The organism is Neisseria sp. HMSC078C12, from assembly GCF_001838065.1.
Taxonomy (GTDB): Bacteria; Pseudomonadota; Gammaproteobacteria; order Burkholderiales; family Neisseriaceae; genus Neisseria.
The window spans coordinates 96,763-115,839 of the sequence record NZ_KV835613.1 but is presented as its reverse complement, the minus strand read 5'-3'; the positions used below and the strand labels follow the sequence as shown (position 1 = coordinate 115,839).

Sequence of the window (19,077 nt, the reverse complement as noted above, 5' to 3'; positions counted from 1 at the left end):
TTTCAGACGGCCTTTATTTTATATCAGCTTATCAGTAACAGGAATATTTGAAATACTAACTACTTATCTGCCCTACTTACTCGTCTGCAGTCAAACGACGGACAAAATCAGCAAAGCTGTCGGCAATATATTCCTCATGAAAATTATCCAAATAAATATTGATAACCGATGGCTCACCATCGGCATTTATGTTGCGGTAATCCAGCGCAAAAAATCCGTGCCCGCTATCTTCTTCGGCAAAGTAAACACCAATATGCGGCAATGCGTGATTTTTGGGATCCTCCAAAAAACGGCTACCCATTTGACCGCACAAGGCATTATTATTCGCAAAACCAATACCATATATACCACGAACGATTAACTCACATTCATATCCATCCGTATCGGTATAACGAAAAAAACAACGTTTCAAACTACCGCCGTTTTTCTGGCGCATCAAAGCGATATAGTCGATGGGCAGAGAATAGCCTAGCTCCTCTTCCACGCGCGCAATAATCTCATCCGTAAGCGGCGTATCTCCTTCAAAACCTTCGTCATAGTTAACGAAAAGATTTGCAGCAAAATCTGCTAACTCAGCTTGGCTAAAAGACATGACTTATCCCATTTATTAAAACTTAGGCCGTCTGAAATCGGTTTTCAGACGGCCTTTATTTTATATCAGCTTATTAGTGGCGGAAATGGCGGATGCCGGTTACGACCATGGCGATGCCGTGTTCGTCCGCTGCATCAAAGACTTCTTGGTCACGCATGGAGCCTGCCGGATGGATGATGGCTTTGATGCCCTGCTCGGCAATGACATCTACGCCGTCGCGGAATGGGAAGAAGGCATCGGAAGCGGCACATGCGCCGTTTAAGTCCAAACCTGCGTCCTGCGCTTTGCGGGCGGCGATGCGGGTGCTGTCCACGCGGCTCATTTGGCCTGCGCCGATGCCGTAGGTTTGACCGCCTTTGCCGAAGACGATGGCGTTGGATTTGACGTATTTTGCGACGTTCCATACAAACATCAGGTCGTTCCATTCTTGCTCGGTCGGTTGGCGTTTGGAGACGACTTTCAAATCGGCGCGGTTGATGCGGTGGATGTCGGGGGTTTGTACCAACAGCCCGCCGCCGACACGTTTGAGTTCAAAGCGGTTGGCACCGGCCTCAAGCGGCACTTCCAATACGCGCACGTTTTTCTTGGCGGCGGCGATTTCGAGGGCTTCGGCGGTGAACTTCGGCGCCATGAGGACTTCCATAAATTGGTTATCGGTAATTTGTTTGACGGTTGCGCCGTCCACTTCGCGGTTGAAGGCGATGATGCCGCCGAACGCGCTGGTGGTGTCGGTGGCGTAGGCGAGTTTGTAGGCGGTCAATGTATCGGCGGCAACGGCGACACCGCACGGGTTGGCGTGTTTCACGATCACGCAGGCGGGCGCGTCGAAGGATTTGACGGCTTCCCAGGCAGCATCGGCATCGGCAATGTTGTTGTAAGACAATTCTTTGCCTTGGAGCTGTTTGTAGGCGGAAAGGCTACCTGCGGCAGGGTAAATATCGCGGTAGAACGCGGCGCGTTGGTGCGGATTTTCGCCGTAGCGCATGTCTTGCACTTTAATCCAGCTTTGGTTGAACTGGCTTGGGAATTCGCCGATTTGGGGCTGACCGCTCAAGACGTCGTCTGAAAGCGAGGTCAGGTAGTTGGAAATCATGCCGTCGTATTGAGCGGTATGGCTGAATGCTTTGCGTGAAAGGTTGAAACGGGTTTTGTCGCTCAATGCGCCGTTGTTGGCTTCGAGTTCGGCGGCGATGGCCGGGAAATCGGCTGTGTCGGTAACGATGGCGACGTGTTTCCAGTTTTTCGCGGCGGAGCGCACCATAGTCGGACCGCCGATGTCGATGTTTTCAATCGCGTCTTCCAGTGTGCAGTTTGGTTTGGCGATGGTGGCGGCGAAGGGGTAAAGGTTGACGCACACTAAATCGATATTGCCGATGCCGTGTTCTTCCATCTTGGCGACGTGTTCGTCCAAATCGCGACGGCCGAGGATGCCGCCGTGGATTTTCGGATGCAGGGTTTTCACGCGGCCGTCGAGCATTTCGGGAAAACCGGTATAGTCGGCAACTTCGATAACGGGAACGCCTGCATCAGCCAAGAGCTTTGCTGTACCGCCGGTAGAAAGGATTTCTACACCGAGCTTGGTCAGTGTTTGGGCAAATTCGACTGCGCCTGTCTTGTCGGACAGGCTAATCAGGGCGCGTTTGATGGAAGGCATGGGGATTCCTTTTTTTGAAGGTTTAATCGATATGGGATGAATTTTCAGGGCGGTATTATCCGCTATTTTCGCCTTTTTGGCAGTAGGTTTTTATAGATATTGTTGACAATTTTATTGTAAAAGGCCGTCTGAAACTCGGTTTCAGACGGCCTGATGTTTTTGACTATTTAAATCCCATTTTCTTCGCCATGCATACTGCGCCTGCCATGCCTGCGCATAAGGGCATGAGCAAGGCAACGGGGGCGTAGGTGAGTTCTAAAACAAAGACGATGGCCGTCAGGGGCATTTTGAGGGAAACGCCGAGGAAAACGGCGGCGCCGACAACGGCCGCGCTTTCGGACGACATGGCAGGAAAGAAAGTATTCCACGCGGCTGCGGCGGCAAAGGCAATGGTACTGCCGAGCATCATGGACGGGGTAATCAGGCCGCCGTATGCGCCTGCCGCCAGCGCCATTAAGACGACCAGCCATTTGACGGCGGTCAGCTCAAGGCTGTGTCGCCAGTCGGTCATGCCGCCAAAGGTCAGTTGGTTGCCTGCTTTGCCGTTGCCCAAAATTTCGGGAAACCAAACGGCAATCACGCCGATGAGTGCAAACATGCAGACGGCCAAGGGAATGATTTTGATGTTGTCGCGCTTGATGAAGGGGAATTTTTGGGCGGTGCGCTGGAAAAAGACGGCGGTTGCGCCCAGTATCGGGCCAATGATGGCGGAAAACCAAAGTAATGAAGTATTGATGGAAAGGTTGGCCGGATGATATTGCTGCACGTCGCCCAAGCCGATGCGTGCGACGGCGGTGGCGATGACGGAAGTCAGCAATGCGGCGGCGACGGCTTGCTGCGTCCATACGCCCAGCATGGCTTCGAGGATGAAAAGTGTGGAGGCGAGCGGCACGTTATACACGGCCGCCAAACCTGCACCCGAGGCGCACGCGATGACTAGCCTTGCGTCGTCTTCGCTCAATCCGAAACGGTTGACACCGACTGAAGCGAAAGCGGCGGTCATTTCGCGCGGCGCAACTTCACGGCCGAGCGGCGAGCCCAGCCCGACGGTAATGATTTGCAACAGGGCATGGCTGACGGTTTCAAAAAACGGAAAACCGGCAAGCGGATTTTTAACCACGGCTTTGATACCCGGTTGCGGCCTGCCGTAGCGTTTGAGCAACCACCACCCCAAGCCGACCACCACGCCGCAACAGGCCACGACCACGATACGCCGCGCAGGGCTTGCCTGCGCTACGCCCTCTCGGAATGAAACGTATAGGCCGTCTGAACCGTAACCATAGGCAAGATGTTGAATCGTGTGCATGATTTCGGTTAATACAATGCCGACAATGCCGCCGATGATGCCGGTAATGATGAGTGCGGCCCAGAGTTTATGAGTGTCTTTCACGGGTTTTGACTTGAGGTAGTAATGGTTTGATCAAAGCGTTTTTCGGGGGAACTATTGTCCGCCCAAGGGATAGTTTTTGGGGGCAACGTGGGTTTTGCCGTTATAAGGGAAAATATATTTCTGATTTTTATAATTTTTCTTTCCTGATACGCCGCTGAGTTTTGCAGTCAACGCCCACACGCCGGATACGGCAGGACGGCTTTTGTCAAAAGCAATTTTGGCTTCCAGGCTGGTATATCTGTCTTTGCAGTCTCGTTTTTCACGCCCTTTCAATTCATCGCAATCGCCAAAATATGCGCCGTTATCGTTACCGCTGATAATAAAGCTTTTACGGATGCGGTTGCTATCATCGGTAAACAGGAAGTTTTGCGAAGTCGTCGTGTCGCCTTGGCCTGTATAACTTGACTCGGCAACATAGCCCCAGTTTTGCGCGCCCACCTGAACAAACTTCCACGCCTTATTCTCCGGCACATCCCCCCATGCGCCGATTTCATCTCTTCCGTGCTGTTTGATTGTCCACTTGCCGTCTGTTTTTTCCAAAACAAACAATTCTGCAAGGCCGGGAGAAGCATGGGCGTCCTGTTTTATTTTTTGTTCCATATCGTAGGCAAAACCTGTGTACAGCACATAGCGAGCGGCTTTGCCGTTGCGCGTTACGGTATGGTCGGCAACGGGTTTCATGCAATACATGATGTTGTTAGATGGTGCCTGTCCGTCTTTCGGCGGCTCGGTAAGCTGGCATTTGTGCGCGGCAAGCGGTCGGTTGTAATGTTTGGCAATGACGGCCTGTACGGCGGCTTTGTCGTTATCGGATGCAGCCGACGCCAAAACGGGGCAGGCAAGCAAAAGCAGGGAGATAATGCGTTTCATAGAAATTTTCCCAAAATGTTTTATTGAAAAAGTACGGCTACTTCAGGCCGTCTGAAACTGTTTTCAGACGGCCTTTTTGTGTTTGCTGCCGATACGCGCCAACACTCCGGCGACAAAAGTGGACGAAATGACGACGGTAATGCCCAGCGCGGCCATGCTGCTTAAATGTTCGCCCAAAATCAACACCGCCATGATAACGCCGATAACAGGCTCGAGCGAAATCAACAGGCCGGAGACGTTGGCAGGGACTTTGTTCATGCCTTTGTTCCACAACAGATAGGCGAGCCAACTGCAGCCAATCCCCATATACAACACCGACAGCGTACCGCCCCACGACCAGTTGATTTGATAGCTGTCTGCCAACACCAGAGAAAACGGCAGGCACAACAGCGCCGCCGCCGCCATGGAAGCCGCGGTAAATGCGGGCGCACCGATACGGGCAATCATTTTTTGGCTCGGGCGTATCACACCGGCGAAACCGAACCCCGCGAGCAAAATCAGCAAACAGCCGAACCAGTCAATCGTACCGCCCTCTTCCGCACCGCCCAATACCATCATGCCCACGCCGGCAAACGCCGCCGCGCAGCAAATCCAGTGGTACAGTTTGGCTTTGTCGTTGAAGAAGAAATGACCGACAAAGACGACCAGCAAAGGCTCCAGCCCGACCATGGTAATCGCGCTGGCGGCAGATGTGTATTTCAAACCGATAAACTGGAGCATCAAAACGACAACGTAGTTGACAAAGGAAATCCACAACAAGGGCTTCCACTCGCTCCGCGGAATCCTACCCAAATGACGGCGGCACGACGGCAGCACCATCAATGCGGCAATCAACAAACGCGCCTCGACCATCAGCGCCGGGTCGATCATCTCGTAAGAATACTTGGCAGCGATAAAAGAGCTGCCCCAAATCAGCAGGGCAAGTATTTGATAGAACATGGTCCGACCTTTTAAAAAGGGTTAATCGTTTCTTCTCTATATTTATTATTCAGACGGCCTGAAGGGTTGGCCTTTTTTATTTTGTCTGCGTCAGCGAATCCAAAAAGTCGAAGAGTTTGGCATTCATTTCACTGAAATCTGCCGCTTCGATTTTATCCGGATGTTGGACATAAGTTTGGACTTGGCTTTGTTCGGCCACATTTTCGCGCCCGTCCGCCGCAATCAGCAGCCCGACGGCTTCACGGTCAAACTCCAAATGAGCCTGGAAGGCATAATGTTTGGGCGCAAAACGGATAATCTGGCGCGGACAGCCTTTGCTGGTTGCCAACACAACCGCCTCATCCGTTAAACCGGGCATATCGCCGTGCCAATGGCCGGTATTCAGGGTTTTGCCCAACAGGGAAACATGGGCATCCGCTAGACCTTCCGCCGTCAGCTCAATCGGATAAATGCCGATTTCACGCTCAGGGCTGCGCGTGTGGCGCGCGCCGTAGGCAACGGATAAAAGCTGCGCACCCAAACACACGCCGACAATATATTTATCCGCCGCCATCGCCTGACGCATCAGGCGCAGCTCGGATTGGGGGTCGTAATACGGGAATGCCTGCTTGTCTTCATCAGGCGATTGCGGCCCGCCCATCACAATCAAAAAATCTATATCGTCCACATTGTCAGGCAGGGCTTCCCTTTCGTACACTTTGGTTGCACTGATGTTATGTCCGCGCCATTGCGCCCATTTCAAATATGCGCCCGGCACTTCAAATGCCTCGTGCAGGATGAAATGGATATTTAATTTATTCGGATTTTGCATTGTTATTTCTCCTTCGACCGTCAGGACGGGTTGCCCTGCCGCATTACAGCATACCGTGCTGTTGTAATTTTTTACGCAGGGTATTGCGGTTCAAACCCAAAATGACCGCCGCTTTAGACTGGTTGCCGCCGCATTGCTCCATCACGCAGGCCAGCATCGGCTTTTCCACTTGATGCAACACCATATCATACACGCCGCAAGGTTCCGTACCATCCAAGTCTTTGAAATATTGTCGTAAGTTTTGTTCAATACATTGCGCAATGTCAGTCGTCGTTTGATTCATCGTGATTGTCTTTCTTTAGATTTGTTTTTAAATGATGAGGCCGTCTGAACATTCAGACGACGTTTATTTGATTTGTTTGAATTCGCCCTATCCGATTTATATTTATTTTGATTAGCTATCAATATTTTATTTTGAAATAGATTTCTGTAATTCCTGTTCCCAATCCACATGTTCGAAACGATTGCGCGGAAACATGGAATCAGCTTAATGCTTTGTAGAAAATAGACGTTTAATCAACTGAAACATAGGGTTTTCCGCAATACTCTACCCGCTGATAACCTTAATCCCCAGCAAAGCTAACGCCCCGCCGCAAAATCGGTCTATCCAATGGCCGAAACGCTGAAAACGTTTGCTCACGGCAGGGGCGGACAACATCAGTGCAACAAGGCCGAACCAAACGAACAACATTAACGCCATCCACACGCCGTAAACCCCCATCTGCCACATCGGCGTATCCGGCGACAATACGACGGTAAACAACGACAGCATATACACGACTGCCTTCGGGTTCAGCACATTGCACAACACCCCGCGCCATATCGTTTTCCATGTCGGTTCATCCGCCAAATTGTCCTTACGGATTTCTACCGTCCCGCCCGCAGCTTTCGCGCGCAAACCTTTATAGCCGATATACAGCAGATACAGGCCGCCGATGATTTTGACCGCGGTCAAAAGCGGGGCGGACTGAGCCACCAGCGTGACCAAGCCGAGTACGGAATAAATAATGTGGATACCGAATCCCAACGCAATGCCCAGCGCGGTCAACATTCCGGCAGCCCGCCCCCGGCTCAACGCCTGCTGCGAAACGAGTACAAAATCGGGGCCGGGCGACATACATGCCAAAAAATGCACGCCGGTGATAATCCAAAAACCATGCCAAAAAGTCATACTAAAGCCTTTTGTATTAAAAAACAGTTATACCGAAGCGTTTGAAGCGTGGCGTCAATTTCATATTTACTTTCAAAAAAGAAAATGGCCGTCTGAAACCCTTTAGCCTTCCCGATAGTGGCATACCCAGCGGTCGGTTTTCTCCGAAAGCGTCTCAAGATAGGTGGCAAGGGTATCGTATTGTGCCGCGGTGCTGTCCAAGCGGTTGATTTCCCGGCGTGTTTGCTCGCCGTCGGGCATCTCATCGATGTACCAGCCGATGTGTTTGCGGGCGATGCGTACGCCGGCAAATTCGCCATAAAATTCATGCATGGCGCGGATGTGGTTCAAAATGGTGGTATTGCATTCTGCCAAGCTCAAGGCAGACGGCAAAACGCCGTGTTCGGCGTAATGTTTCAAATCGCGGAAGAGCCACGGCCTGCCTTGTGCGCCGCGCCCTATCATGATGCCGTCGGCGGCAGTTTGTTTGAGGACGGCGGCGGCTTTTTGCGGCGAAGTGATGTCGCCGTTGACCCAGACGGGGATGTTCAGACGGCCTTTGGTTTCAGCAATCAATTCGTAACGCGCTTCGCCTTTGTACATCTGCGTACGGGTGCGGCCGTGGATGGCAAGGGCTGTGATGCCTGATTCTTCGGCAATTTTGGCGATGGTTGGTAAGTTTTGATGTTCGTCGTGCCAGCCCAAACGGGTTTTGAGGGTAACGGGTACGTCCACCGCATTTACAACGGCTTTCAAGATTTCGGCAACCAAAGGCTCGTTTTGCATCAATGCGCTGCCTGCCTGCACATTGCAAACTTTTTTAGCCGGGCAGCCCATGTTTATATCAATGACCTGCGCGCCCAAGCCGACGTTATAACGCGCAGCTTCCGCCATCTGCTGCGGATCGCTGCCGGCAATCTGCACGGCCACTACTCCGCCCTCGCCTTCAAAATCGCTGCGGCGCAAGGTTTTTTTGGTATGGCGCAAGCTCGGATCGCTGGTCAGCATTTCGCATACCGCCCACCCTGCGCCAAACTCGCGGCAAATCCGGCGGAACGGTTTGTCCGTAATGCCTGCCATGGGGGCAAGTGCAATGGGGTTGTCAATGAAATAGCCGCCGATGTGCATGATGTGTGCGCCGAATTGAAAGGGCTGAGATTGTACAATTTTTAAGCAACTTTTCCAATCGTATTTACATGTTGCACAATGAAAAAGGCCGTCTGAAACTGAATTTCAGACGGCCTTTTCAGCCACAATATTTAAATAAACAGCATGACCACCATCTGCACTGCGGCCTGAATCATGGCGATAATCGGCCAAATCAGTTTGGCCAGCAGGCCGGTAAACAACAGGATCAGGATAATCCATGTACCGTATGGCTCGATTTTACGGAACTGCATGGACTGTTTGGCGTTGAGAAAGGTATCGAGAAAAATACCGCCGTCCCAAGGCAAAATCGGAATCAGGCTGAATGCGACCCAAATCGAGTTCACCATCACGCCGTAACCGGCCATCTGCACCAAGGGCGCTTGATAAGACTCGGGCACATACGCGGAAAATACGACGACAAAACCCCAGAAGAACGCCAAAATCAGATTGGCTATCGGGCCTGAAATCGACACCCAACGCCACGCGCGGCGCGGATCGCGGAAATTGCGCGAATCGATGGGCATAGGACGCGCCCAGCCGAACAGAAAACTGCCTATCATCAGACACACCAGCGGCACGACAATCGTACCGACAGGATCGATGTGTGGCAGCGGATTGAGGGTCAAACGCCCAAACTGCTCGCCGGTATGGTCGCCCCAATAACGCGCCGTATAACCGCGTGCCACTTCGCGCACGGTAATGGCCAACAACACGGGCAATACTGCCAGCAAAAATACACCTAAATCAAAATTTGCAAACATGGTTTTCCTTATCAAACATGCCGTCTGAAAACAAAAATATCCTTAAATATCCTTTCAGACGGCCTGAGGCTTTAATCTTCCTGTTTTTTGTCCGAACCGAAAAACTCTTTCAGCTCTCGCCAAGTAATGCCTTTACCTTGCGGATTAAATTTGAAGACTGGTTTGCCGTAATTGCTATACACGTTGTCGCCGATAATATTGATGGCCTTATGCGTACCGTTAATTTGTATATACATGCGGGAAGCCAAAATACGGCCTTTGCGGTCAAGATAATAGTCGACAACAGGATTGTTACCGGATATACGCTGGAAGCTAAGTGGCTGGTTATCACTTATGCTGACAAACATACTGAAAAATTCCCGCGCATTTTTATAATCTTCTTCTGTTGACCCTGGTTGAGGCGTTTTCTGTAATTTCGACAATTCTTCATCAAAAGCCTTAGCCATTGCCTTCATTACGACAGAATCATACTCCGGTTTCATGACATGACGTACACGATAGCGTGCATGATTTGCCTTACCAAAGGCATCCATTTCTTTAAATACATATGCATCGGCAGGCATAGCCTTATTGGCACTCAAAAAAGCACGTACTCCCGCCTCTGCAATATGATCAAAAGGCATACGTTTCGAATCACCGATTTCTTTCAAACTCAATTTTAAAGGTTCTTTGATTAAACGTTTACCGATTTTCTCATCGGTGTACACACTAATAATGGCAGCAGCACTGGCGGGCGGATCTATATAAATTTCCCATTTTTCCGCATCCAGTTTCATAGGAAGTTTGATACTAAGTTTTTCATTGTGGTTGTTGATGACCAATTCAGGAATCATCTCAAATTGACGCGTTGATAGGTCAACAGCTACCTCATAATTCAGATGAACCCCTTCCATGTAACTGGATATGGCAGGATATTTATCCAGATAATCAACGGCAACTTGTGCGATATTGCCGTCCGGCAAGGCATCAAGCATTGCATTGCGGAACTCAGCCTCTTCTCGTTCAGAAAACTCCTGCTTCAAAGCAGCGTCGTCTTCTTGAGCAACCTCCATAGAGGCTGCCGCCTCCCCCTCTTTGGCTTTGGCATCCTCTGCTTTCGCTTCGGCTTTCTTTTCCACCTTTTCATCTGCCAATACAGCTTCAGCCAATGGGCTGATATATACTTGAGAGCTGCCTGTGATGTTAAAGCTGTGGTCTTCTTTTAAAATACGGTCATTGGAAATCGACATTACCTCGTGCGCGGTTTTGTGATCCAAATTACTGCACGCGCTCAAACCAAATGCCGCAGCAATGGCCAAACCAATTATTTTCTTCATTCTGCCCAACCTTTTTGACGAAATGATTTTATTAGCACAATTTAACACAAGGCACCGATTCCATAAAGGCTTTCAAACAGCATGATTCATTGCTTCTCACTATCATACCTAATTCGATCGCCCTATCTATTTTAAGCCTAAAGGCCGTCTGAAACTTCAAATCCAGTTTCAGACGGCCTTTGATTTCCTATTTAAAATGTTTCAGCTGTTTTACAGGCTGTAATACATTTCAAATTCCAGCGGATGAGGTGCCATGCGGATGCGGCGGACATCTTCCTCTTTAAAGGCGATGTAGCTGTCGATCCAGTCTTTGCTGAACACGCCGCCGCGCAGGAGGAATTCATGGTCGGCTTTAAGAGCAGCCAGTGCTTCTTCCAAAGAAGCGCAAACGGTAGGCACCAATGCATCTTCTTCCGGAGGCAGGTCGTACAGGTTTTTATCGGCTGGGTCGCCCGGATGGATTTTGTTTTGAATACCGTCTAAACCGGCCATCAACAAAGCGGCAAATGCCAAGTATGGGTTGGCGGTCGGATCAGGGAAACGCGCTTCGATACGGCGTGCTTTGCTGCTGTTCACAGACGGAATGCGGATGGAAGCAGAACGGTTTTTAGCAGAATATGCCAATTTGGTCGGTGCTTCAAAATGCGGCACGAGGCGTTTGTAGGAGTTGGTGGACGGATTGGTAATCGCGTTCAGGGCTTTGGCGTGTTTGATGATGCCGCCGATGTAATAAAGGGCGGTATCGGATAAACCGGCATAGCCGTCGCCTGAGAACAGGTTTTGACCGTCTTTCCAAATGGATTGGTGAACGTGCATACCGCTGCCGTTGTCGCCCATGATGGGTTTGGGCATAAATGTGGCGGTTTTGCCAAAGTTGTGGGCAACGTTTTGAATCACGTATTTCATATCTTGGGTTTGGTCGGCGCGTTTGACCAAAGTGGCAAAACGGGTGCCGATTTCCATTTGGCTACCGGTACCGACTTCGGCGTGATGGACTTCCACTTCGATGCCGAGTTCTTCCAAAACATTGACCATGGCAGAACGCAGGTCTTGGCCGCAGTCAATCGGCGCAACAGGTGCGTAACCGCCTTTGACGGTCGGACGGTGGCCGGTATTTTGACCGTCCATGTGCAGGCCGCTTGACCATGCGCCGCTTTCGGAAGTGATTTCGTAACGGGTTTTGTGCATGTCGGTTTCAAATTCTACGCCATCAAAAACGAAGAATTCAGGCTCGGGGCCGAAATAGGCGGTGTCGCCGATACCGGAAGATTTCAAATAGGCTTCGGCGCGGCGTGCGATAGAGCGGGGGTCGCGGTCATAGCCTTGGCCATCGGCCGGATCGATAACATCACAGGTAAAAACAACGGTGGTATCGTCGTAGAAAGGATCGACGAAGGCCGTAGACGCATCGGGACGCAACTGCATATCGGAAGCCTGAATGCCTTTCCAGCCGCCGATGGACGAACCGTCAAACGCTTGACCGTTTTCGAACCATTCTTCGGGATCGTCGAGGACGATGCGGGCGGGGATGGTAAAGTGGTGCTGCTTGCCTTTGGTATCGGTAAAGCGCAAATCTACGAAGCGGGCTTCGCTTTCTTCAATCAGTTTTACAGCGTCTTTGATGGACATCTTCAGCTCCTGAGGGAATGGGTTTAAGTTGTTATTCTACCACGGTAAGGCCGTCTGAAATACATCAGGGCACCCGTTTTTACGCAATGAAATATAGTTTCAGACTGTTTAATTGTCAACAATTTTACATTACGCTTTCTTAACATAAAGACCGCTATAATAAGCACTATTTTCTTTTGTTTTCTCAGACCCATTTTATGAACAATACCCCGCGTTACGCCGTTTTCGGCAATCCCGTTGCACACAGTAAATCGCCGCAAATCCATCAGCAATTTGCGCTGCAGGAAGGTGCGGCCATCGAATATGGGCGTATTTGTGCCGAAATCGGCGGTTTTGCCGAGGCTGTTGCGGCGTTTCGCGCCGAGGGCGGGCAAGGTGCGAATGTAACCGTACCGTTCAAGCAGGAAGCTTTTGCGCTGGCGGACGAACATTCTGACCGCGCTTTGGCTGCCGGCGCGGTCAATACGCTAGTGTGGTTGGAAGACGGCAGGATACGCGGCGACAATACCGACGGTATCGGTTTGGCCAACGACATCACGCAGGTCAAAAACATTGCCATCGAGGGCAAAACCATTTTGCTTTTGGGCGCAGGCGGCGCGGTGCGCGGCGTGATTCCGGTTTTGAAAGAACACCGCCCTGCCCGTATCGTCATTGCCAACCGCACCCACGCCAAAGCCGAGGAATTGGCGCAGCTTTTCGGTATTGAAGCAGTCCCGATGGCAGATTTGAACGGCGGTTTTGATATCATCATCAACGGCACGTCCGGCGGCTTGAGCGGTCAGCTTCCTGCCGTCAGCCCTGAAATTTTCCGCGACTGCCGCCTTGCCTACGATATGGTTTACGGCGAAGCGGCGCAGGCGTTTTTGAACTTTGCCCAAAGCAACGGTGCGGCCGAAGTTTCAGACGGCCTAGGCATGCTGGTCGGTCAGGCTGCCGCCTCCTACCATATTTGGCGCGGATTTACGCCCGATATCCGCCCTGTTATCGAATACATGAAAGCCCTGTAACCATGTTCCGCATCATCAAATGGCTGATTGCCCTGCCCATCGGTATCTTCATTTTCTTCAACGCTTATGTGTACGGCAACATCATTACCTACCGCGCCGTCGCGCCCAGCAAAACCGCTTTCATGTCCATGCGCATGAGCCAGTTTGCAAGCGAAGGGCGCGATGTCGAGCTGGATTACCGTTGGGTGCCTTACGACCAAATCTCTGTCAACCTCAAAAAAGCCCTGATTGCTTCCGAAGACGCCAACTTTGCCGAACACAGCGGCTTTGACTGGAACGGCATCAAATACGCCATGAAACGCAATAAGCAAAGCGGCGAAGTCAAAGCCGGCGGTTCGACCATCAGTCAGCAGCTGGCGAAAAACCTGTTTCTTAACGAAAGCCGCAGCTACATCCGCAAAGGCGAAGAAGCGGCGATTACGGCGATGATGGAAGCGGTTACCGACAAAGACCGCATTTTTGAGCTGTATCTGAACTCAATCGAATGGCACTACGGCGTATTCGGCGCGGAAGCGGCGTCCCAGTATTTCTACAAGAAACCTGCCTCCGCCCTCACCCGCCAACAAGCCGCCAAACTCACGGCGCGCGTTCCGGCTCCGCTGTTTTACGCAGACCACCCTAAGAGCAAACGGATGCACAACAAAACCAATATTATCCTGCGCCGCATGGGTTCGGCAGAATTGCCCGAAAGCGATATGGATTAATTCAAAAGGCCGTCTGAACATTTCAAACGGCCTTTGTTTTTAGGCTTTCTCTTCCGGCTCCGGTACGTCAAACACTTGACGCAGGTAAGCGAGGAAGGTGTTGTTGGTAGTCATGGTTTTGCCCGGAGAGTCGGAGAGCTTGGCGACGGATTGGCCGTTGCACTCGACAAGCTTCAAGACAATGTTCAAAGGCGTGTGTCCCAAATCGTTGGTCAGGTTGGTACCGATACCAAAACTGGTTTTGAAACGGTCTTTGAAGTATTGGTGCAACGCCCATGAACGCTCAATATCAAGGCCGTCTGAAAAGGTCAGCATTTTGGTGCGGCTGTCAATTTTGAGTTTTTTGTAATGCTCGTAGGCTTTGTCGCCCCAAACATAAGGATCGCCGCTATCGTGGCGCAGGCCGTCGAAAAGTTTGGCGAAATACAGGTCGAAGTCACGCAAGAAGGCATCCATGCCGACCACGTCGGTCAGGGCGATGCCGAGGTCGCCGCGATATTCGTGTACCCAGCTTTCCAGCGCGGCTTTTTGGAAGTTGCGCAAACGTACGTCCAATGCTTGAAAGGCTTGGAGGAACTCGTGCGCCATGGTGCCGATGGGTGTGATGCCGAGTTTTTTGGCCAGATAAACGTTGCTGGTACCGCGCACGATATCGGGAGCGGCTTCTAATAAGGTACGGATAACGTGTTCCTGCCATGCGAGGGTGTAGCGGCGGCGCGTACCGAAATCTGAAATAAGGAACGGCGGATCATTCGGATTTTGAGTGGCCGCAATTTCTTTCAGCTGTTGCGCTTTGGCCTGCAGACGGCGCTCGCCTTCTTCGATGACGGCAGGCGTTTCCAAGCGGCGGAAATAGAGTTCATTGACGATGGCAAGAATGAAAATCTCGAAGAACATCGCCTGTATCATCGGGCCTTCGATGCGGATGTTCAGACGGCCTTGATCGTCGGGGTTGACTTGGACGAAGCGGCGTTGGAGCTGGAAAAGTTCGAGATAATCGACAAAATCGCTTTTGATAAAACGCAGGCTGCGCAGATAGGCAAGTTCGTCATGGGTAAAGCGCAGCTGGCACAGGGAGTCGAGTTCGCGTTCCAAGTCTTCTTGAATATCGGCCAGCGGATACACCATCTCTTTGTTGCGGCAGCGAAATTCGTAGAGGCTGTGGGTTTGCGGGAATTGATGCAACACGACTTGCAGCATGGTGAATTTGTACAGGTCGGTATCAAGCAGGGATTGGATAATGGGCTGATGAACAGACATAAGCTTTCTCTGAGTAAACGTGGGCGTTGAGGTATCGATTTTAATGGAAAAGGCCGTCTGAAAGAAACCTTATTCAGACGGCCTTTATCTTATTAATCCAGCTGCGCTACGGAAACCGGCAAAGAGCGGATGGTAGCCAACATCGTGCTGGCATCTTTTTGCTGTTTGCGGAACGCGGCCATATTGGTCGGGGTCAATTTCGGCGTCGGCAGGGCGACGGTAGTCGGGTTGACCGGCTGGCCGTTGACGCGTGCTTCGTAGTGCAGGTGCGGACCGGTCGAACGGCCGGTTGTACCGACAAAACCAATCACTTCGCCGGCGCGGACTCTACCGTCGGCAGGGCTGAACGCGCTCATGTGGCCGTACAGGGTTTCCACACCGTTGGCATGGCGAATCATCACGGTATTGCCGTAACCGCCTTTCCAACCTTTGAAAATCACTTCGCCGTCGGCAGCGGCCTTAATCGGCGTACCGGTCGGAGCGGCATAGTCGATACCGGTGTGCATACGGACGGTATGCAGGACCGGATGGACACGGTAGCCGAACGGAGAAGAAATGCGAGTGTATGCAACAGGCTCGGTATTAAAGCCTTCTTTTTGTTGCAGAGACTTACCGTTTTGGTCGTAGTAGCTACCGCTTTCTTCGTCGCCTTTGCCTTGGCTGTAATAATAGGCTTGATAAGTTTTGCCGTCTTTGACCACTTCAGCCGCCAAAATATCGCCGACCGCCATTTGCTGGCCGCGGAAATACATGCTGTTGTACAAAAGACGCACGGTATCGCCCTCTTTCAAATCGCTCATATTAAACGAATCGGCAAAGATTTCTTTGAGCTGGATATACACTTCGGAAGGGATTTCGGCACGGAGCATATCACCAATGGCGGAAGTGCGGATTTGTACGGAGCGCAGGGTCGGCATGGTTTTCATGTCGATTTCGGCATTGGAGATGCGCCATTTGCCTTTGACTTTTTCCAAAGCGACCAAGTTGCGTTCCAATTCTTCATCGGTAAAGAATTGAACGTCGGTCACTTGGCCTGAAGAATCGATGCGGATGTTGACGGATTGGTTGGTCCGCAGGTTTTTCATGTCGAGGTTGGCATTGTTTTTCGCCATGATTTGCTTGATGTCTTCTTGGTTGACACCCATGCGCGTCAAAACGTCTGCCAAAGAGTCGCCGGCTTGGACGGCTTCTTGCGCCCAATAGCTGGATTGATAGGTATTGGTTTCCACATAAACGGCAGGCAGCTCTTCGGAAATACGCTCGACTTTGAAATCGGTTTGTGCAGGTTGAGGGTCGGTAATGGCGTATGCGGTCATGATGCCTGAAGCCGGCAGCAGAAACGCTAAGAGGGTTGCTTTGAATCGAGTGGAATATTTGTTTTTAATCACGCGTTATCCTTAATGGGGCGGTCTGTTTTTTAGGTTTGCAGAATGCCGGCACATCCGGCCTGCCGAGACCGCCTGCTGGTTTAAACAGTTTTGGGGATAAAGGACTTTGAGTCTTTTTTCCGATCTGAAAATCAGGTTTTCATTCGGAATGAATGAGGTCGTGTTTGAGATTGACGTTATTATCAGGGCTATTGTGTTGATTTACACCCTGTTTTTCTGAAATTTACGCCACGCATTTTAGCATGACAGCCCGTTTTTTCCAAACCGGCCGTCTGAACGGCTCTTTTTGAGTACGTGAGGGCAAGGTTCCGAAACGCATCATTTGTCGCGTAAAATAACGGTTTTTCTATCTATTTGCGCTTATGAAGCTGACCCTCGCCCTCCCCTCGCTCAACCGCTTTGCCGACGAATCCGTCCCTGAGCTTGCCTTACCTGCTTTTAACCATCTTTTGCGTTACGGCACATTACGCAAAGAAACACTCAGGCCGTCTGAATTTTACGGACGCCATTTGTGGAACGGCAGCCTCATTGCCCAAGTGCAACGTTTACGCCACACAAGCCAAAAACGCACAGCCGCTTTTGCTTCTCCGGTTTGGCAACAGATGGGCATGCACCATGTCAACATTATCAGCGGCGAGTTTATCGGTATCCAAAAAGAAGAGGCGCAGCAGTTATGTGCGGATTTGTCGGCGTTTTATCAAGATAAAGATTGGCAATTCGAGCCGCTTTGCGAAAGCATGTGGCTGCTCAGTATGCCGACGATAGAAGATTGGGGGGCGGAATGTGTTTTGGATGTGTGCGGGCAGCCGGAAATGGACGGTCAGGCACACGGCCAAGATGCGGTGTCTTGGTTGGCCATGCAGACGGAAATCCAAATGTTTCTCCACACGCATCCGATTAACCAAGCGCGTGAACAACAAGGATTGCCGGAAATCAACGGTTTGTGGCTGTGGAATGATGCGGACGGTACACAGTCTGCGGATATTGTCGCTTCAGACAGCGCATGGGCGCGTTTTTCGGATACGCCCAAACTCGATGCGCCGTATGATTTGAAGGCTTGGTTTGAGATGGTTCAAGAAACAGGAAATACTGTTTCAGACGGCCTTATCTTTTTGGATGACTTGGTTTCCACCTTACAGACAGGCGATGTTTGGGCGTACAAAGATATTTTGGAAAGCTGGGAAACCCGTTGGTTTGCGCCTTTATGGGACGCACTCGCTTCAGGCCGTCTGAAAACCGTGTGCATTACCACAGACGGCGAAAACGGCGGTACGCTGGAAATCGGCCGCCGTTCCAAATGGGCATTTTGGCGCAAAGCTAAAACGTTTAACGGATCGTGGTAAGCGGTTTTAAGCCTCCAACGCCTCCAATTTGGCCGAAATTTTATCCCACACATCCTGCAACGGAATCGCTTTCAACAAACGGGTCGGATCGTTGATATCGATGCTGTCGGGGTTGGGCAGTTCGGCATAATCACCGGCATAAATGACTTCCGCCTGCTCGGAATACGGACGCCATTTGTCCACCCATGACGCGCCAAACAAAGCGATTTGCGGTTTATCCAAAGCAGCGGCGATGTACATCGGTGCGGAATCGACACCGATAAATAGTTTGGCACCCTCAATGGCCGCCGCCAATTCACGCAGGCTCAAGCATCCGGACAACACCCAAATTTTTCCGCCTTCAGGAATATTCAGACGGCCTATAATTTCCTGAAGCATGTATTGCTCGACATTGTCGGGGGAAGCGGTCAATACGACATTTTGCCCACTGTTGAGCAAAAGCTGTACGATGGCGGCGTTTTTGCCGTCTTCCCAACATTTGAAATGCCAACGCGCACCCGGGTGCATCAACACATAATCTTCGCCGTTACAACCCTGCTCACGCAATTTCTGCCGCATGCTTTCCCTTGCATCTGGTGCCACCCAAAGGCGTACCTTCGCATCGGCCACGTCTTCCGGCTGGATAAGCGGAGCAAGGATATTCAATTGGTTTTCAACGATATGATGGCTGGTATCCAGCTCATGGTTGATAAAATCATGACAGAAACGCCACCAGAAACCGTCGCGCTTGATGCAGTCCAAACCCACGCTGCAACGGGCGCACAGTTTGGCGATTATTGCCGCGCGCCATTGGTCGGACAGATTGAAAGCCCAGTCGTAATCGCGTGCCTTCAGCTTTGAAAAAAGGTTTTTCTCACACGCCAACTGTTTGAATACGCCCAGCTTCTTCCAATTTCGATCAATGGTAAAAATCTGCGCAATCTGCGGATTATCGGCAATCAGCTGCTCCGTACCGGCATACACCAGCATATCGATTTCGCAATCGGGGAAACGGGTTTTCAGTGCATCAACCACCGGCGTGCTCAAAAGCACATCGCCATGATGGCGCAATTTGATGATCAGGATGCGTTTGGGTTGGGATAAAGACATACGAAACTTTCAGACGGCCTGTTGA

Annotated in this window: 18 protein-coding genes; 3 read left to right on the top strand and 15 right to left on the bottom strand. The window is 51.1% G+C overall.

The features are described 5' to 3' along the window. Positions 1-76 precede the first annotated feature (76 nt). From HMPREF2596_RS08910 to glnA, 12 genes are all read right to left on the bottom strand, one after another. On the bottom strand, positions 77-592 hold the full coding sequence (locus HMPREF2596_RS08910) for an SMI1/KNR4 family protein (RefSeq protein ID WP_070836980.1): 516 nt from the start codon (positions 590-592) through the stop codon (positions 77-79). 73 nt (positions 593-665) lie between these two features. Beyond that, the gene (gene purH / locus HMPREF2596_RS08905) at positions 666-2,246 is read right to left on the bottom strand and encodes a bifunctional phosphoribosylaminoimidazolecarboxamide formyltransferase/IMP cyclohydrolase (protein ID WP_070850802.1); all 1,581 of its coding nucleotides are present in this window, start codon (positions 2,244-2,246) and stop codon (positions 666-668) included. Between the two features lie 163 nt (positions 2,247-2,409). Then, positions 2,410-3,636, bottom strand: a complete 1,227-nt coding sequence (locus HMPREF2596_RS08900; protein WP_070850800.1) for a chloride channel protein — start codon at positions 3,634-3,636, stop codon at positions 2,410-2,412. A gap of 51 nt (positions 3,637-3,687) precedes the next feature. Next, positions 3,688-4,506, bottom strand: coding sequence for a hypothetical protein (locus HMPREF2596_RS08895; protein ID WP_070850799.1), 819 nt, complete (start codon positions 4,504-4,506; stop codon positions 3,688-3,690). Between the two features lie 63 nt (positions 4,507-4,569). Next, complete coding sequence (locus HMPREF2596_RS08890) at positions 4,570-5,445, bottom strand: DMT family transporter (RefSeq protein ID WP_070850797.1); 876 nt, start codon at positions 5,443-5,445, stop codon at positions 4,570-4,572. Between the two features lie 76 nt (positions 5,446-5,521). Beyond that, positions 5,522-6,256, bottom strand: coding sequence for a glutamine amidotransferase-related protein (locus tag HMPREF2596_RS08885; RefSeq protein WP_070850795.1), 735 nt, complete (start codon positions 6,254-6,256; stop codon positions 5,522-5,524). A gap of 43 nt (positions 6,257-6,299) precedes the next feature. Then, on the bottom strand, positions 6,300-6,539 hold the full coding sequence (locus HMPREF2596_RS08880) for a Fis family transcriptional regulator (RefSeq protein ID WP_003684241.1): 240 nt from the start codon (positions 6,537-6,539) through the stop codon (positions 6,300-6,302). A gap of 264 nt (positions 6,540-6,803) precedes the next feature. Continuing rightward, positions 6,804-7,427, bottom strand: coding sequence for a LysE family translocator (locus HMPREF2596_RS08875; RefSeq protein ID WP_070850793.1), 624 nt, complete (start codon positions 7,425-7,427; stop codon positions 6,804-6,806). Positions 7,428-7,529: 102 nt separating this feature from the next. Beyond that, on the bottom strand, positions 7,530-8,534 hold the full coding sequence (gene dusB, locus HMPREF2596_RS08870) for a tRNA dihydrouridine synthase DusB (protein WP_070850791.1): 1,005 nt from the start codon (positions 8,532-8,534) through the stop codon (positions 7,530-7,532). A gap of 131 nt (positions 8,535-8,665) precedes the next feature. Further along, a complete protein-coding gene (locus HMPREF2596_RS08865; protein WP_070850789.1) occupies positions 8,666-9,316 on the bottom strand; it encodes a site-2 protease family protein in 651 nt (216 codons plus the stop codon). 71 nt (positions 9,317-9,387) lie between these two features. Then, a complete protein-coding gene (locus HMPREF2596_RS08860) occupies positions 9,388-10,632 on the bottom strand; it encodes a hypothetical protein (RefSeq protein ID WP_070850787.1) in 1,245 nt (414 codons plus the stop codon). 210 nt (positions 10,633-10,842) lie between these two features. Continuing rightward, positions 10,843-12,261, bottom strand: coding sequence for a type I glutamate--ammonia ligase (gene glnA / locus HMPREF2596_RS08855; protein WP_049328869.1), 1,419 nt, complete (start codon positions 12,259-12,261; stop codon positions 10,843-10,845). A gap of 197 nt (positions 12,262-12,458) precedes the next feature. On the opposite strand from glnA, the gene aroE reads away from it, so the two are divergent. Beyond that, positions 12,459-13,268, top strand: coding sequence for a shikimate dehydrogenase (gene aroE / locus HMPREF2596_RS08850; RefSeq protein WP_070850785.1), 810 nt, complete (start codon positions 12,459-12,461; stop codon positions 13,266-13,268). Between the two features lie 2 nt (positions 13,269-13,270). Then, positions 13,271-13,972, top strand: a complete 702-nt coding sequence (mtgA, locus tag HMPREF2596_RS08845; RefSeq protein ID WP_003748438.1) for a monofunctional biosynthetic peptidoglycan transglycosylase — start codon at positions 13,271-13,273, stop codon at positions 13,970-13,972. Between the two features lie 39 nt (positions 13,973-14,011). On the opposite strand, the gene pncB is transcribed toward mtgA, so the two are convergent. Then, a complete protein-coding gene (gene pncB / locus HMPREF2596_RS08840; protein ID WP_070850784.1) occupies positions 14,012-15,232 on the bottom strand; it encodes a nicotinate phosphoribosyltransferase in 1,221 nt (406 codons plus the stop codon). A gap of 92 nt (positions 15,233-15,324) precedes the next feature. Further along, on the bottom strand, positions 15,325-16,620 hold the full coding sequence (locus HMPREF2596_RS08835) for a M23 family metallopeptidase (protein WP_070850782.1): 1,296 nt from the start codon (positions 16,618-16,620) through the stop codon (positions 15,325-15,327). Positions 16,621-16,982: 362 nt separating this feature from the next. On the opposite strand from HMPREF2596_RS08835, the gene HMPREF2596_RS08830 reads away from it, so the two are divergent. Next, positions 16,983-17,963 (top strand): hypothetical protein, encoded by a 981-nt coding sequence (locus HMPREF2596_RS08830; RefSeq protein ID WP_070850780.1) that lies wholly within the window; start codon positions 16,983-16,985, stop codon positions 17,961-17,963. A gap of 6 nt (positions 17,964-17,969) precedes the next feature. On the opposite strand, the gene rfaQ is transcribed toward HMPREF2596_RS08830, so the two are convergent. After that, complete coding sequence (gene rfaQ / locus HMPREF2596_RS08825) at positions 17,970-19,052, bottom strand: putative lipopolysaccharide heptosyltransferase III (RefSeq protein WP_070850778.1); 1,083 nt, start codon at positions 19,050-19,052, stop codon at positions 17,970-17,972. Positions 19,053-19,077: the final 25 nt, after the last annotated feature.

What these genes read in the sequence shown, in the direction of transcription:
- pncB (WP_070850784.1), bottom strand. Translation starts at nt 15,232, where the DNA reads ATGTCTGTTCATCAGCCCATTATCCAATCCCTGCTTGATACCGACCTG.
- HMPREF2596_RS08880 (WP_003684241.1), bottom strand. Translation starts at nt 6,539, where the DNA reads ATGAATCAAACGACGACTGACATTGCGCAATGTATTGAACAAAACTTA.
- HMPREF2596_RS08830 (WP_070850780.1), top strand. Translation starts at nt 16,983, where the DNA reads ATGAAGCTGACCCTCGCCCTCCCCTCGCTCAACCGCTTTGCCGACGAA.
- purH (WP_070850802.1), bottom strand. Translation starts at nt 2,246, where the DNA reads ATGCCTTCCATCAAACGCGCCCTGATTAGCCTGTCCGACAAGACAGGC.
- rfaQ (WP_070850778.1), bottom strand. Translation starts at nt 19,052, where the DNA reads ATGTCTTTATCCCAACCCAAACGCATCCTGATCATCAAATTGCGCCAT.
- HMPREF2596_RS08885 (WP_070850795.1), bottom strand. Translation starts at nt 6,256, where the DNA reads ATGCAAAATCCGAATAAATTAAATATCCATTTCATCCTGCACGAGGCA.
- dusB (WP_070850791.1), bottom strand. Translation starts at nt 8,534, where the DNA reads ATGCACATCGGCGGCTATTTCATTGACAACCCCATTGCACTTGCCCCC.
- HMPREF2596_RS08890 (WP_070850797.1), bottom strand. Translation starts at nt 5,445, where the DNA reads ATGTTCTATCAAATACTTGCCCTGCTGATTTGGGGCAGCTCTTTTATC.
- HMPREF2596_RS08875 (WP_070850793.1), bottom strand. Translation starts at nt 7,427, where the DNA reads ATGACTTTTTGGCATGGTTTTTGGATTATCACCGGCGTGCATTTTTTG.
- mtgA (WP_003748438.1), top strand. Translation starts at nt 13,271, where the DNA reads ATGTTCCGCATCATCAAATGGCTGATTGCCCTGCCCATCGGTATCTTC.
- HMPREF2596_RS08895 (WP_070850799.1), bottom strand. Translation starts at nt 4,506, where the DNA reads ATGAAACGCATTATCTCCCTGCTTTTGCTTGCCTGCCCCGTTTTGGCG.
- glnA (WP_049328869.1), bottom strand. Translation starts at nt 12,261, where the DNA reads ATGTCCATCAAAGACGCTGTAAAACTGATTGAAGAAAGCGAAGCCCGC.
- HMPREF2596_RS08865 (WP_070850789.1), bottom strand. Translation starts at nt 9,316, where the DNA reads ATGTTTGCAAATTTTGATTTAGGTGTATTTTTGCTGGCAGTATTGCCC.
- aroE (WP_070850785.1), top strand. Translation starts at nt 12,459, where the DNA reads ATGAACAATACCCCGCGTTACGCCGTTTTCGGCAATCCCGTTGCACAC.
- HMPREF2596_RS08860 (WP_070850787.1), bottom strand. Translation starts at nt 10,632, where the DNA reads ATGAAGAAAATAATTGGTTTGGCCATTGCTGCGGCATTTGGTTTGAGC.
- HMPREF2596_RS08910 (WP_070836980.1), bottom strand. Translation starts at nt 592, where the DNA reads ATGTCTTTTAGCCAAGCTGAGTTAGCAGATTTTGCTGCAAATCTTTTC.